Source organism: Burkholderia sp. L-4 (genome assembly GCF_056856535.1).
Map to the genome: position 1 here is coordinate 1,601,052 of NZ_JBXEOX010000001.1, position 13,387 is coordinate 1,614,438.

The following is a 13,387-nucleotide window of genomic DNA, read 5'->3' on the forward strand; positions in this document are numbered from 1 at the left end:
GAATCAACGGTAAACGGCGAGACTCAGTCCGCCGCAAATGCAGACGAGAAGGCAGGCCCGGAACAGCGACGGGTGCCAGACGAGGCGGTAGAGGCCCGTATAGGCGAGCAGGCGGTCGACGGCCCAGGTCGCGAGCGCGCCCAGGACGAACATCAGCACCACCGTGGGCATGTAGGCATCGAGAATGGCGATTTCACGCGGCATCATGACGAGGCTCCTGGTTGGGGACGCACGGGGCGGTTGCGGTGAAGCGGCTCGAGCGGCGATTCCGGATCGAGCAGCGCGGTACGCACGAAATGCAGGTGGCTCAGGATGCGCTGCAGCCGGTGGCGCTCCTCGCGCGACGGCTCGAACGCATCGAGCGTCTGCCGCGTCGCGTCGATCGCCGCATTGGTCGCGGCGAGCGTCGCGTCGAACCGCGCGGCGTTCGGCTTCGAGAACAGCGCGGCCAGCGCGGTGCGCATCGTCTCGATCGCACGGCGCCACGGCATCGCCGGCGCATAGCGCGGATCGGGCGGCAGCGTCGCCAGCTCGTGGCGCAGGTCGATCGTCGCGTTGCCGGCTTCGAGCACCGCGAACATCCAGCGCAGCGCGTCGCGCTGCACGTCGGGCTGGTCGGCCGACAGCGTGTGCGCCTGGTACATCAGGTCGCGCGCACCGCTTTCGAAGCGCGTGCGCAAGCCGGCGAGCCGTGCATGACCGGCCGCGACGGCCTGGTGGCGGAGGTCGGCGAACAGCCGCTTCTTGAGCCACGGCGCGGTCGGCGGGAACAGTACCGCGAACGCGATCGCCGACACCAGCATCGACAGCACGAGCGCGAGCGCATCGTTCATGAAGCTGGTCGGATCGTAGTGCGTGATGTTGTCCGGACCGGCGAGGAAGCTGAAGAAAATCAGGTAGCCCATTCCATACCCGGCGAGCTTCGGCTTCAGCGTCATGAAGATGCCGATCGCGAGCAGCGGCGCGAGCGCGACGCACAGCAGCGGGAACCCGTCGATGTGCGGATAGATGCCGAACGTCAGCAGGAAGCCGGTGCAGACGGCGAGCGCCGTGCCCATGCCCATCTGCGCGGACATCGCGGTCGGGCGCGGCGTCGACGACGCGAGGGCGCAGGTGGCCGCCGCCGTCAGCGTGAGCGTCACGCCGCTCGGCCACGCGGTCTCGATCCAGAACCAGCCGAGCACGAGGATCACGGTCGCGGTGCGGATCGCCGCGATCACCATCGCGGTCAGGTTGGTGCGCGGCTCGTAGCGCTCGATCCAGCGTTCGCGCTCGTGCGTCGCCGTCGACAGCGACGCGTAGGTGGCCGCGTACTCGTGCAGGTCGGTGATGAAGCGGTACAGCAGCTCGGCGGCCGTGTCGAAGTCGAGCAGCGGAAAGTCCGGCTGCGTTTCGAGCGTCGCGCGCGTCGCACGGATGCGGCGCGGCAGCGCGTCGCGCCAGGCGAGCAGTTGCTCGGCCGCGTGGCCCGCGTCGGCCGCCGTGCGCACCGGTTCGCCGGTGTGCGTCAGCAGCAGCGGCGCGATTTCGCGGAAATACGGCTCGATCGCGTCGATCGCGGCCTGTGCGCCGGCCGCATGCAGCCGGTTCATCAGCTGGTGCAGCGCATGGAAGCGGCTCGACGCGCTCATGAATTCGCTGTTCAGCCGCGCGAGGCGGCCGCTGCGCATCCGCGTGTCCGGATCCTCGAACACGGCCATGCTGCGCGCGGCCTCGAACCCGACCACGTCGGCGACGAAGCGCGTATGGATGGTTTCGATATGCGCGCGATCGAGCTTGCCCGACAGCGCCGATGCAACGTAGTCGACGAAGCTGCCGAAACGCTTGCGTACCGTCGTGCGCATCTGTTCGCCGGTGGTCTGCGGAAACACGAGCGCGCTGACCACGCCGGCCGACACGATCCCGACCATGATTTCGGCCACGCGCGTCATCGCGCTCATGAACGCGCCGTCCGGGTGCTGCGACGCGGGCAGTCCGATCAGCGCGGTCGTATAGCCGGCCAGCAGGAAGCCGTAGCTGCGGAAGTTGCGGTTGCGCGCGGCGCCGGCCGTGCACAGCGCGACCCACAGCGCGACGGCCAGCAGGAACAATTGCGGCTGCTGCGGGAACAGCCCGACGAACGTGAGCGTCGCGATGAGCCCGAAGATCGTGCCGGCGACGCGGTAGAAGCTCTTCGCGAGCACCGCGCCGCTTTGCGGCTGCATCACGATGAACACCGTCGTCATCGCCGTTTTCGGCGCGGGCAGGTCGAGCCGCATCGACACGCCGGTCGCGATGAACGCGGCGAGCAGCGCCTTGAACAGATAGAGCCACGCGGCGCCGTCGGTGCGGGCCCAGTCGCCGAACGCGGCGGACCAGGCCGCGAACGGGCCGCCGGCGGGCGTGGAAGCGGGGGAGGAGGCTGACATGGCGGTTGCTCCGCGTTACCGCGCGGCCGGCGAGCCGGACGTGCCGGTCGTCGCGACCGTTGCGGGCCGCGCGACGGCCGCCGACGGTTTCGTGGCCGGTGCGCCGGAAGGCGCTTGTGTGCCGCCGTTTTCCGGTGTGCCGGCGGCCGGCGTTTCGTCGTGCGGCACATCCTCACCCGTCTCGACGCCGCCGCCGAGCGCGGCCATCAGCTGCGCATGCGCGGCGAGGCGTTCCGCATCGATGCGGGCGGCCGTCTCCTGCGCGCGCAGCAACTGCTGTTGCGCGACCAGCACGTTCACGTAATCGGTCAGCCCGCGACGGAAGCCTTCGCGCGACAACTGGTAGCTGCGGTCGTTGGCTGCCACCGAGCGCGCGGCGTCTTTCTTCTGCGTATCGAGCGAGCGGATCCGCACGACCTGGTCGGCGATGTCCTTGAGCGCGCCGACGATCGTCTGGTTGTAGCGCTCGACCGCCTGGTCGTAGCCGGCGTTCGCCGCGCCGAGCTGCGCACGCAGCCGGCCGCCTTCGAAGATCGGCAGCGACAGCGCGGGGCCGGCCGTCCAGCCGCCGTTCATCGCGCGCAGGAAGTCGGTGAACGGCGCGGTCACGCCGAACCCGCCGACCGTCGCGAGCAGGTCGATGTTCGGGTAGAACGATGCCTTCGCGACGTCGATGCCGCGTGCCTGCGCATCGACCGTCCAGCGCGCCGCGACGACGTCGGGGCGGCGGCCGAGCAGGTCGGCCGGCAGCGCCGACGGCAGCCCGGCCGGCGCATCGAGCGACAGTCGCGGCCGCTTGATCGCGTCGCCGGCGCCCGGGCCCTTGCCGGCCAGTGCGGCGAGCTGGTGGCGCGCGAGCTGGATCGCTTCCTCATAGCTGTCGATCTGGCGCTCGTAGTCGGGCAGCGTCGATTCCGCCTGGCTCACTTCGAGCTGCGTGCCGAGGCCCGCCTGCAGCCGCTTGCGCGCGAGATCGGCGAGCGAACGCTGGCGTTCGAACGTTTCATGCGCGAGGTCGAGCAGCGCATAGTTCATCGACATGCCGACATACGCGCGCACCACGTTGACTTCGAGTTCGAGCTTCGCCGCACGCGCGTCGGCGGCGGTCGCATGTGCGGTGTCGAGCGCGCGCTCGGTCGCGTTCTTGTCCTTGCCCCACAGGTCGAGGTGGTACGACAGGCCGAGGGTGCCGGTATTGTTCCAGGTGTCGGTGTTCGCGAGCGGGCCCGGGCCGTAGTACACGTTGTCCGGCCAGTGCTGGCGCATCAGCGACAGATTGCCGTTGATCTGCGGCAGTTCGGCCGACCGGGCGACGCGCGCCATCGCCTGCGCTTCGCGCACGCGGGCCTCGGCCGCCGCGAGGGTCGGATTGCCGGCCTGGGCGGTGGCGATCCATGCATCGAGCTGCGGGTCGCGGTACGCGCGCCACCAGTCGGCGGCGGGCCAGCCGGCGTCGCGGTCGGCCGCGCGGATGGCCGCGCCGGCGTCGAGCGTGTTCGCTTCGATACGCGTGGACTGGGTCTTGTTGTCGCCCATGCTCGCACAACCGGCCATTATTAATGAGACTGCAAGAACCGCCAGTGCGAGCGTCCCTTTTGTCGCCGGAGACTGCACGATTTTCTCCCTTTCGGATATAGATGAGTCGGATGCGATTATATTTTTCAGTGATTCCTGAATAAATGGACAACGGTGCAAGTCATTTTTACGAATCCTGAGATAATATTTGTTGGCCCCTGTGCAACAATCCCTCCGGATTCAAACGGGTAATGGGATGGATACGCTACAAAACATGCGGGTGTTCGTCCGCGTGGTGGACGCGGGAAGCTTTACCGCGGCCGCCCAGCAGATGAATTCGACCACCGCCTACGCGTCGCGCGCGGTCTCGGATCTCGAGGCGCACTTGCGCACGCGTCTCCTGAACCGCACGACGCGCCGGATCGCGTTGACCGAAGCCGGCGAGCGCTATCTGCAGCGCTGCGAGCAGATCCTGGCGTACGTCGACCAGGCCGAAGCCGAGGCCGGCGACGCGCACGCGCGCCCGTCGGGCAAGCTGAAGGTCCATTGCTTCACGAGCCTCGGCCAGCACTACCTGGTGCCGGCGATCGCGCGCTACCGCGAGCGTTATCCGGACGTGCACGTCGAGCTGACGCTCGCGCAGCGGATGCCCGACCTGCTCGACGAGGGGTACGACGTGGCGATCGTCGTCGGCCGCGACCTGCCCGATTCGGGGCTCGTGTCGCAGCGGCTCGGCGAGAGCTACAGCGTCGTGTGTGCGTCGCCCGGCTACGTCGAGGCGCATGGCGTGCCGCAGCGGCCGGCCGATCTCGCGCAGCACGTGTGCCTCGGGATGGTCGCGCCGGGCTTTCACTTCGACGAATGGGCGCTGGCGGGGCCGAACGGCGACGAGGTCGTCCCGATCGCGGCGCCGCCGTTTCGCGTGAACGTCGCCGAGGCGCTTGCGGTGGCCGTGCGGGAGGGGATGGGGATCGGCGGGCTGCCGCTCTATTCGGCGATCGGCTGGCTGCGCAGCGGGCACATCGTGCGCGTGATGCCGGAGTACCGGTCGCACGTGATGAACATCTACGCGCTGTACCCGTCGCGCCAGTACCTCGACGCGAAAATCCGCACCTGGGTCGATTTCCTGCGCGACGAGTTGCCGGTCACGCTCAAGGCCGACGAGGCCGCGCTCGAGCAATACACGCGTGCGACATGACGGCGCGGTTGGCCGCCATCTGACGAGATTTGTCCTTCACGCAACATTTTTTTACGAACGCGTGTCAGACAGTTTGATACTGTAGGGATTAACGAGATACGCAACCCCGGAGTAGCGATGGATACGCACCTGATGATCGGCCTTGGCGTCCTGCTGGGCGCAGCCGCTGCCGCCGCGGCGACCCGCGACCTGCTGCGTGCGATGAAGGCGAAGGCGCAGATGAAGCCGGTTCCGGTACGGGTGCGCGAGCCGCGCCGCCCCGGCCGCTGATCCTGCCGTACGCGCGGGGAGGCGGGCAGGCCGCGCAAGGCGGCCTGGCGAGCCGGTGTTCAGCCGAGCTCGACCACCTTGTCCCACGCGAACGCGGGATTTTCCCGTTCGCCGGTACGACGGTGAAGGTAGCCGCGCGGGTTGCACACCACGCGCGTGCCGCCGTCCGCAACGTAGTCGAATGACGTATGAGTGTGGCCGTGGAGCCACAGATCCACCGGCGGCCGCACCAGTTCCGCCATGTCCGTCACGAACCCCGCCGAAGCGAGATCCGTCGCATAACGTTCCGCCAGCGAGCGCCGATGTGGCGCATGATGGGTGACGACGATCGTCTTGCCCGCAAACGGTGTCGCGAGCCGCGTTTCCAGCCAGGTCCGGCTTTGCCGGTGCAGCGCGATCGCGTCGGCCGGCGAGAAATCCCGTTCAGGCGCACCCGGCGCCGCATGCAGCGCCGCGTCGTGCGGCCACGTCACCTGGATCAGTCCCTTGAAATCGAGCATCACGCGCAGCGCGGCCTCGATTGCGCCGGCCTGGCTGGCTTCGTCTTGGCCGAACAGCGAAAAATCGGCCCAGAGCGTCGTGCCGAGCACGCGGAAGCGTTGCCCGGGATCGACGTAGACGCCGTTGTTCAGGTAATGCAGGTTGTCGAGCGAGTGCGCGGCGTCGCGCATCGCCGTCTCCAGCGCGCCGAATTCCCCGTCGTAGTACTCGTGGTTGCCCGGCACGTAGATCACGGGCACGGCGGGGTCGAACGTTTCGGCGGCCCAGCGCAGGCCTTCCGCGTGATTGTGGATGTCGCCGGCCAGCACGACGAGATCCGCGTCGGCGTGCGGGATCGCATCGGGCAGGTTGCTTTCGAGATGCAGGTCGGACAGGACGCGGATTTTCACGGGCGGGGCTCCGAAGTGGGCGGCTTCAGTGCAGGATCTTGCCGGGATTCATCAGGCCGCGCGGGTCGAGCGCGGTCTTCAGCGTGCGCATCAGCGTCGTTTCGACCGGCGACTTGTAGCGCTGCGCGTCGTCGATCTTCAGTTGGCCGATCCCGTGCTCCGCGCTGATCGTGCCGTGGTGGCGGTGCACGTTGTCGTAGACGATCCGGTTGATCGGCGCCTGGAACGCCGCGAGGAACGCCTTCGCGTCGCCGCCTTCGGGCATCTGTACGTTGTAGTGGAGGTTGCCGTCGCCGAGGTGGCCGAACGTGACCATCCGCGCGCCCGGCGCGGCCTGCTGGATCGCCGCGTCGGTCTCGTCGATGAAGCGCGCGATCGACGAGATCGGCACCGCGATGTCGTGCTTGATGTTGAGCCCTTCGTCGGCCTGCGCGAGCGGGATGTGCTCGCGCAGGTCCCAGAACGCGCGCGACTGCGCGAGATTCTCGGCGACCACCGCGTCGACCACGAGCCCGGCCTCGAACGCTTCTTCCATCAGTTTCTCGAACAGCGCGCGCGCATGCGCTTCGCTTTCGTTGTCGGACAGCTCGAGCAGCACCGTCTGCGCGTGCGTCTGCGCGAACGGGTAGCGCAGTTGCGGGTAGTGCTTGCCGACCAGCTGCATGCAGAAATCCGACATCAGCTCGAAGCCGGTCAGGAGCGGCCCGGCCGCGCGCTGCGCGAGCGACAGGAAGTCGAGCGCCGCGTGCGGCGATTCGAGCGCGGCGAGTGCCGTGACCTGCGCGGCCGGCAGCGGATGCAGCTTCATCACGGCCGCCGTGATGATCCCGAGCGTGCCTTCCGCGCCGATGAACAGGTCGCGCAGGTCGTAGCCCGTGTTGTCCTTGCGCAGTCCGCGCAGGCCGTCCCAGATCTCGCCCTGCGGCGTCACGACCTCGAGCCCGAGGCACAGCTCGCGCGCGTTGCCGTAGCGCAGCACCGCGGTGCCGCCCGCATTGGTCGACAGGTTGCCGCCGATCGTGCAACTGCCCTCCGCCGCGAGGCTCAGCGCGAACAGCCGGCCGCCTTCGCGGGCGCGCGCCTGCACGTCGGCGAGGATCACGCCGGCCTCGACGGTGATCGTATTGTTGTGCGGATCGAGCGCCCGCACGCGGTTCAGGCGCGCGAGGCTCAGCACGGCCTGGCTGCCGCTCGCATCGGGTGTGGCGCCCCCGGCGAGGCCCGTGTTGCCGCCTTGCGGCACGAGCGCGACGCCGTGCGCGTTGGCCAGCTTCACGAGCGCGGCGACTTCGGCCGTGTTCGCGGGCTTCAGCACCGCGCACGCGGCGCCCTTGTAGCGGCGTCGCCAGTCGGTCAGGAACGGTTCGGTATCGTGCGGATCGGTCAGCACGTGGTCGGTGCCGAGCGCGTCGCGGCACGCGGAAACGAAAGCTTCGGAAGACATCATCACCTTGTCGCGTAAGGGTCAGGACGCGGCGCGCGACTTTTTTGCCGCGCGCTTGTACGGCGCGACATAGGCCAGCGCCGCCACGAAGAAGCCGACGGCAAGCGCGGTCTCGCACCAGCCGAGCGTGGCGGACAGCCCGCGATCGGACATGCCGCGCACGATGCCTTCGGCCAGATAGACGAGGCTGAGCATGCTCGCCCACTGCATCGTATAGATGTTACGCCGCCAGACGCCGGGCAGCGCGAGCGCGAGCGGCACGGCCTTGAGCATCAGCGCGGAGCCGCCCGGGCGCAACGGCGCGAGCCACAGCTCCCACGCGAGCGACAGCGCGATCAGCGCGACGAGGCACGCGGCGGCGGCCAGCGCGTAGCGCGGCCGGGCCGCGACGGCGGGGGTGTTCATGCGGTCTCGGCAGCCTGCGCGGCCGACAGCGCGGCGGCCGCGCGCGCCAGCCGCACGCCGAGCGCGGCGGCGAGCGCCTTTTCGTCCGCGGACAGCCCGCCGGGCGCGCTACGGTCGTGCTGCGCGACATGCGACGCGCCGTACGGCGTGCCGCCGGTGCGCGTCGTGCTGAGCGCCGATTCGGTGTACGGGATCCCGACGATCATCATCCCGTGATGCAGCAGCGGCAGCATCATCGACAGCAGCGTCGATTCCTGGCCGCCGTGCAGGCTGCCCGTCGACGTGAATACGCTCGCCGGCTTGCCGGTCAGCGCCCCCGACAGCCATTGCGGCGTCGTGCCGTCGAGGAAATACTTGAGTGCCGCGGCCATGTTGCCGAAGCGCGTCGGCGAGCCGAGCGCGAGGCCCGCGCATTCCTCGAGGTCGCGCAGTTCCGCGTACGGCGGGCCGTCGGCGGGGATGTCGGGGGCGGTGGTTTCGCAGACGGTCGACACGGGCGGCACGGTGCGGATGCGCGCCTGCATGCCCGGCACGCTGTCGATGCCGTTCGCGATCGCGAGCGCGAGATCGCGCGTGGCGCCGTGACGGCTGTAATAGAGGACGAGGATGTCTTTCATGGGCGACGGAGCCGCATGCGGCCGCGCGCGTGCCCGGTGCAGTCGGCCCCTGCTGGAATCGAGCGGCTATTATAGGGGCTGAAGCCGTCGCGCAGCGCGGCGGCGGCGCGCCGAGAGGCGCGCGGCATCAAGAAGGAGAAGCCGTTTGCCGAAGTTGAGCGTCGATCTCGACACCCTCAAGCGCCTCGCGCAGTTCGCGGCCCGGCGCAGCGCCGAGGATCGCATCCCGCAAGTGGCGGGCAGCCTGACCTTCACGACGATGCTGGCCCTCGTGCCGCTCGTGACGGTCGCGTTCGCGCTGTTCACCGCGTTCCCGATGTTCGCGTCGTTCCAGATATCGCTGCAGGGGTTCCTCGCGGATCACCTGATGCCCGCGCAGTTCAACATCCAGATCTTCAAGTACCTGAACCAGTTCGCGTCGAAGGCCAAGGGGCTGACCACGGCCGGCCTGATCGTGCTGGTCGTCACGTCGGTGATGACGATGATGACGATCGAATCGGCGTTCAACCTGATCTGGCGGGTACGCAAGCCGCGGCCGTTCGCGCAGCGCGTGCTCGCGTACTGGGCGCTGATCACGCTCGGGCCCTTGTTGTTCGGCGTGAGCCTGTCGATCTCGTCGTACCTGTTCACGCAGTCGCTCGCGTTCACCGGCGCGGCGCCGACCACGTCGATCGTCGAATGGCTGCTCGCGCTCGCGTCGCTGCCGCTGACGGTGCTCGCGTTCACGCTGCTGTACGTGTACCTGCCGAACTGTACGGTCGCCTGGCGCGACGCGGTGATCGGCGGGCTGTTCGCGGCCGTCGCGTTCGAGCTGGCCAAGCGCGGCTTCGGCTACTACGTGCGGCGCATTCCGACCTATACGGCCGTCTATGGCGCGTTCGCGGCGCTGCCGGTGTTCCTGCTGTGGGTGTACCTGAGCTGGTTCATCGCGCTGCTCGGGGCGATGGTGGCGTCCGCGCTGCCGGCGATCCGCGTCGGCCAGTTCCACCGCATCCACTATCCGGGCAGCGACCTGCTCGACGCGCTCGAGCTGCTCGCGCGGCTGGCGGAGGCGCGTGCGGCCGGCAAGCGCGGCTATACGGCGATGCGGCTCGCGACCATGTTGCGCTGCGACATGGAAACCGCGCAGCGGCTGCTGACGACGATGGAGGAGCGGGAGTGGATCGCGCGGCTCGACGGCGGCGCCGAGACCACGCCGCGCTACATCATGCTCGCGAACCCCGAGCAGCTGACGCTCGCGCAACTGTTCGACGTGCTGGTGATCGACCGCGCGGAGCTGACCTACCAGCTGGAGCGGCGGCGCAGCCACGTCGAGGGCGCGGCCCTGCTTGCGGTGCTGTCGAGCGACCGCTTCGACGTATCGCTTGCGACGCTGATCGCCGCGCACCGGCTCGCGGGCGCGCAGCCGGCGGGGAACGCCGGGCAGGCGCCGGGCGCCGTGCCCGACCCGCACGCGCGGCCGCCGCGGCCCGCGTGACGGCGGGGCCGGCGGGCTACAGCGGGATCTTGCCGGTGCAGATGTCCTTGAACATCACCCAGTCGCCCATCAGGCTGTAGATCGGGTGCCGGAACGTGGCCGGGCGGTTCTTCTCGAAGAAGAAGTGCCCGACCCACGCGAAGCCGTAGCCGCAGACGATCGCCGCCGGCAGCCACAGCCAGTTGCCGGTCGCGATCGCCATCGCGACGCAGCCGATCACGCCGAGCGAGCCGATGAAGTGCAGCCGGCGCGACGTCAGGTTCTGGTGTTCGTTCAGGTAATACGGGTAGAAATCGGCGAAGCGGGCGAACTGCTCCGAATGCGTATGCGCCATCGCTGCCTCCTCGGGCCGCTGTCGATGGCTTCATTGTGCGGCGGGCGGCCCATGTCCGCAAGCGGGGGCGCGGCCGCCGCGCCGGGGCCGCGCTTTCCTTTTGACAGGCTTTCCGATAGGATCGAAAGAGATTTTGCATTCAAGCATGAGGGGACTACGATGCGCGTCAGCGATATTCTGAAAGTGAAGGGCAACACGCTGTTTACGGTGACGCCCGATAAGCCGCTGCGCGAAGCGGTCGATACGATGGCCGAACACGATATCGGTTCGCTCGTCGTGATGGAGTACGGCGATCTCGTCGGGATGCTGACGTTCCGCGAGATCATCCTGCGCCTGCACGTGAACGGCGGCGCGATCGGCGACGTCCAGGTGCGCAAGGTGATGGACGAGCCGCTCACGTGTACGCCGGAAACCGACGTCAACGAAGTGCGCCGGATGATGCTCGAGCGTCACGCACGCTACATGCCGGTGCTCGACAAGAAGGTGTTGATGGGCGTCATTTCGTTCTACGACGTCGCGAAGACGGTCGTCGAGGCGCAGAGCTTCGAGAACCGGATGCTGAAGGCGTACATCCGCGACTGGCCGGAATCGGAAGCCGAAGCGCACAAGCCGTGAACCGCGCCGCGCCCGGCACCTCGATGCATGGGCGCCGCCATCCGGCATGCGGCGGCGCAGGCTTGTCCTGCGCCGCCTTTTTTTCAACGACAACACGAGGCCCGCGCAGCTTCGCCGAGACGACGCGCGCGTATTCCGCATGAGCGATCACACGCAAGCCACTTCGGAGCGGCGCGACGAACGGCGTGCCCACGCGTCGCAGTTCGACCTGCTGCGCGAGCGCCGTTTCGCCCCGTTCTTCACGACCCAGTTCCTCGGTGCGCTGAACGACAACGTCTTCAAGATCGGCTTCACGTCGCTCGTCACCTATCACACCGCGCGGTTCGCCGGCGTCGACGCCAAGACGGCCGCGTTCCTGATTTCCGCGATCTTCATCCTGCCGTTCGTGCTGTTCTCGGCGACGTCCGGCCAGATCGCCGACAAATACGACAAGGCGACCCTCACGCGCTTCGTGAAGACCTTCGAGATCGTGCTGATGCTCGTCGGCGCCGCCGGCTTCGTCACGCACAGCGCGACGCTGCTGTATCTGTGCACGTTCATGATGGGGATGCACTCGACGCTGTTCGGGCCCGTCAAGTATTCGTACCTGCCGCAGCATCTCGGCGAGCATGAGCTGGTCGGCGGCAACGGCCTCGTCGAAATGGGCACGTTCATCGCGATCCTGATCGGCACGATCATCGGCGGCGCGGCCGCCGGCATCGAAGGCGCCGGCGAACGCGTGCTCGCGGTGAGCGTCGTCGTGATCGCGCTCGCGGGGCGCCTCGTCGCGCAGCGCGTGCCGTCGACGCCGGCGCCGCAGCCCGATCTCGTGATCAACTGGAATCCGGTCAGCGAAACGTGGCGCAACCTCGGGCTGGCGCGCCAGAATCGCACCGTGTTCCTCAGCCTGCTCGGCATCTCGTGGCTGTGGTTCGTCGGCGCGACCTTCCTCACGTCGTTCTTCAATTTCGCGAAGGACGTGCTGTCCGCGAGCCCCGACGTCGTCACGATCCTGCTCGCGACGTTCTCGGTCGGCATCGGCCTCGGCTCGCTGCTGTGCGAGCGGCTGTCGCAGCGGCGCGTCGAGATCGGCCTCGTGCCGCTCGGCTCGATCGGCATCAGCGTGTTCGCGATCGAGCTGTATTTCGCGAGCCGCGCGCTGCCGTCGCCGGGCCATCTGCTGTCGGTCGGCGAATTCCTGGCCGGCGCGCGCCACTGGCGCATCCTCGCCGACCTGTTCCTGCTCGCGATGTTCGGCGGCTTCTACAGCGTGCCGCTGTACGCGCTGATCCAGAGCCGCAGCGCGCCGACGCACCGCGCACGGATCATCGCCGCGAACAACATCCTGAACGCGCTGTTCATGATCCTGTCGGCCGTGATGGCGATGGGGCTGACCAAGGCCGGCGTCGACATCCCGGGGCTGTTCCTCGCCACCGCGCTGCTGAACGTGATCGTCGCGACGTACATCTACCTGCTCGTGCCCGAGTTCCTGCTGCGTTTCGTCGCGTGGGTGCTCGTGCACACCTTCTACCGGATCCGCCTCGTGCACGCGGAGCGGATTCCGGCGGAAGGCGCGGCCGTGCTCGTGTGCAACCACGTCAGCTACGTCGATGCGCTCGTGCTGGCGGCCGCGAGCCCGCGCCCGATCCGTTTCGTGATGGATCACCGGATCTTCAAGACGCGCTTCGCGAGCTGGGTGTTCCGGCATGCGAAGGCGATCCCGATCGCGCCGCGCCACGAGGATCCGGCGATGCTCGCGCGTGCGTACGACCTGTGCGAGGCCGCGTTGAAGGACGGCGAACTCGTGTGCATCTTCCCCGAGGGCAAGCTGACCAAGACGGGCGACATCAATACGTTCCACCACGGCATCACCGAGATCCTGAGCCGCACCCCGGCACCGGTCATCCCGATGGCGCTGCGCGGGCTGTGGGGCAGCTATTTCTCGCGGCATTCCGATGCGCGGATGCCGCGCCCCATCAAGCGCGGCGTGATGAGCCGGCTCACGCTGGCAGTCGGCGAGCCGGTCCCGGCGTCGGTCGCGACGCCCGAGTCGCTGCAGGCGGCGGTGACCGAGCTGCGCGGCGCGCGGAAGTAGGCGGGCGCCGGCCGGCGCCGTGCCGGCATGCGGCTGCTGTCCGGGTGGAACGGGCTGCCGGCCGCCCCCATCGGGCCGCACCGGCACGTACCGTGCGCCCTGACCGGCGTGTCAAGCGTCCCGCGGTTCCGGGACGGCTG

Annotated in this window: 13 protein-coding genes; 5 read left to right on the forward strand and 8 right to left on the reverse strand. The window is 68.6% G+C overall.

The window, feature by feature from the left end; all coding sequences use genetic code 11:
* Window positions 1–3 precede the first annotated feature (3 nt).
* Genes AC1VVG_RS07470 through AC1VVG_RS07480 form a run of 3 tightly spaced genes read right to left on the reverse strand, consistent with a single transcriptional unit; the run spans window position 4 to window position 4,022 of the window.
* Window positions 4–207, reverse strand: coding sequence for a DUF1656 domain-containing protein (locus AC1VVG_RS07470; protein WP_011351756.1), 204 nt, complete (start codon window positions 205–207; stop codon window positions 4–6).
* Entirely contained in the window at window positions 204–2,408 is a 2,205-nt protein-coding gene (locus tag AC1VVG_RS07475; RefSeq protein WP_049030675.1) for an FUSC family protein, read from the reverse strand. The genes AC1VVG_RS07470 and AC1VVG_RS07475 overlap by 4 nt, the downstream gene beginning before the upstream one ends.
* A gap of 15 nt (window positions 2,409–2,423) precedes the next feature.
* On the reverse strand, window positions 2,424–4,022 hold the full coding sequence (locus tag AC1VVG_RS07480) for an efflux transporter outer membrane subunit (RefSeq protein ID WP_482835449.1): 1,599 nt from the start codon (window positions 4,020–4,022) through the stop codon (window positions 2,424–2,426).
* 157 nt (window positions 4,023–4,179) lie between these two features.
* On the opposite strand from AC1VVG_RS07480, the gene AC1VVG_RS07485 reads away from it, so the two are divergent.
* Together AC1VVG_RS07485 and AC1VVG_RS07490 are read left to right on the forward strand one after the other, a co-directional pair.
* Entirely contained in the window at window positions 4,180–5,121 is a 942-nt protein-coding gene (locus AC1VVG_RS07485) for a LysR family transcriptional regulator (protein ID WP_034191161.1), read from the forward strand.
* Window positions 5,122–5,238: 117 nt separating this feature from the next.
* The gene (locus AC1VVG_RS07490) at window positions 5,239–5,391 is read left to right on the forward strand and encodes a hypothetical protein (RefSeq protein WP_006476208.1); all 153 of its coding nucleotides are present in this window, start codon (window positions 5,239–5,241) and stop codon (window positions 5,389–5,391) included.
* Between the two features lie 59 nt (window positions 5,392–5,450).
* Here the strand turns inward: AC1VVG_RS07490 and AC1VVG_RS07495 are convergent, their stop codons facing one another.
* The 4 genes from AC1VVG_RS07495 to wrbA are packed head-to-tail and all read right to left on the reverse strand — an operon-like array spanning window position 5,451 to window position 8,747.
* Complete coding sequence (locus AC1VVG_RS07495) at window positions 5,451–6,281, reverse strand: metallophosphoesterase (RefSeq protein ID WP_059556980.1); 831 nt, start codon at window positions 6,279–6,281, stop codon at window positions 5,451–5,453.
* 25 nt (window positions 6,282–6,306) lie between these two features.
* A complete protein-coding gene (locus AC1VVG_RS07500; RefSeq protein ID WP_049032386.1) occupies window positions 6,307–7,728 on the reverse strand; it encodes an FAD-binding oxidoreductase in 1,422 nt (473 codons plus the stop codon).
* An 18-nt stretch (window positions 7,729–7,746) separates the two neighbouring features.
* Window positions 7,747–8,130, reverse strand: coding sequence for a DUF2069 domain-containing protein (locus AC1VVG_RS07505; RefSeq protein ID WP_482835450.1), 384 nt, complete (start codon window positions 8,128–8,130; stop codon window positions 7,747–7,749).
* Window positions 8,127–8,747: an NAD(P)H:quinone oxidoreductase gene (wrbA, locus tag AC1VVG_RS07510; RefSeq protein WP_034191157.1), complete on the reverse strand. Its 621-nt coding sequence runs from the start codon at window positions 8,745–8,747 to the stop codon at window positions 8,127–8,129. The genes AC1VVG_RS07505 and wrbA overlap by 4 nt, the downstream gene beginning before the upstream one ends.
* A gap of 145 nt (window positions 8,748–8,892) precedes the next feature.
* On the opposite strand from wrbA, the gene AC1VVG_RS07515 reads away from it, so the two are divergent.
* Complete coding sequence (locus AC1VVG_RS07515; protein WP_034191156.1) at window positions 8,893–10,224, forward strand: YihY family inner membrane protein; 1,332 nt, start codon at window positions 8,893–8,895, stop codon at window positions 10,222–10,224.
* 16 nt (window positions 10,225–10,240) lie between these two features.
* Here AC1VVG_RS07515 and AC1VVG_RS07520 read toward each other — a convergent pair whose 3' ends face one another.
* Window positions 10,241–10,558: an Mpo1-like protein gene (locus AC1VVG_RS07520; protein ID WP_034191155.1), complete on the reverse strand. Its 318-nt coding sequence runs from the start codon at window positions 10,556–10,558 to the stop codon at window positions 10,241–10,243.
* 159 nt (window positions 10,559–10,717) lie between these two features.
* On the opposite strand from AC1VVG_RS07520, the gene AC1VVG_RS07525 reads away from it, so the two are divergent.
* Both AC1VVG_RS07525 and AC1VVG_RS07530 read left to right on the forward strand, forming a co-directional pair.
* Window positions 10,718–11,173 (forward strand): CBS domain-containing protein, encoded by a 456-nt coding sequence (locus tag AC1VVG_RS07525; RefSeq protein WP_006488504.1) that lies wholly within the window; start codon window positions 10,718–10,720, stop codon window positions 11,171–11,173.
* A 139-nt stretch (window positions 11,174–11,312) separates the two neighbouring features.
* On the forward strand, window positions 11,313–13,247 hold the full coding sequence (locus tag AC1VVG_RS07530; RefSeq protein ID WP_034191154.1) for an MFS transporter: 1,935 nt from the start codon (window positions 11,313–11,315) through the stop codon (window positions 13,245–13,247).
* Window positions 13,248–13,387 lie beyond the last annotated feature (140 nt).

Excerpts from the sequence above, each read along its gene's own strand:
- AC1VVG_RS07470 (WP_011351756.1), bottom strand. The coding sequence starts at position 207 with ATGATGCCGCGTGAAATCGCCATTCTCGATGCCTACATGCCCACGGTG.
- AC1VVG_RS07475 (WP_049030675.1), bottom strand. The coding sequence starts at position 2,408 with ATGTCAGCCTCCTCCCCCGCTTCCACGCCCGCCGGCGGCCCGTTCGCG.
- AC1VVG_RS07485 (WP_034191161.1), top strand. The coding sequence starts at position 4,180 with ATGGATACGCTACAAAACATGCGGGTGTTCGTCCGCGTGGTGGACGCG.
- AC1VVG_RS07490 (WP_006476208.1), top strand. The coding sequence starts at position 5,239 with ATGGATACGCACCTGATGATCGGCCTTGGCGTCCTGCTGGGCGCAGCC.
- AC1VVG_RS07500 (WP_049032386.1), bottom strand. The coding sequence starts at position 7,728 with ATGATGTCTTCCGAAGCTTTCGTTTCCGCGTGCCGCGACGCGCTCGGC.
- AC1VVG_RS07505 (WP_482835450.1), bottom strand. The coding sequence starts at position 8,130 with ATGAACACCCCCGCCGTCGCGGCCCGGCCGCGCTACGCGCTGGCCGCC.
- wrbA (WP_034191157.1), bottom strand. The coding sequence starts at position 8,747 with ATGAAAGACATCCTCGTCCTCTATTACAGCCGTCACGGCGCCACGCGC.
- AC1VVG_RS07520 (WP_034191155.1), bottom strand. The coding sequence starts at position 10,558 with ATGGCGCATACGCATTCGGAGCAGTTCGCCCGCTTCGCCGATTTCTAC.
- AC1VVG_RS07525 (WP_006488504.1), top strand. The coding sequence starts at position 10,718 with ATGCGCGTCAGCGATATTCTGAAAGTGAAGGGCAACACGCTGTTTACG.
- AC1VVG_RS07530 (WP_034191154.1), top strand. The coding sequence starts at position 11,313 with ATGAGCGATCACACGCAAGCCACTTCGGAGCGGCGCGACGAACGGCGT.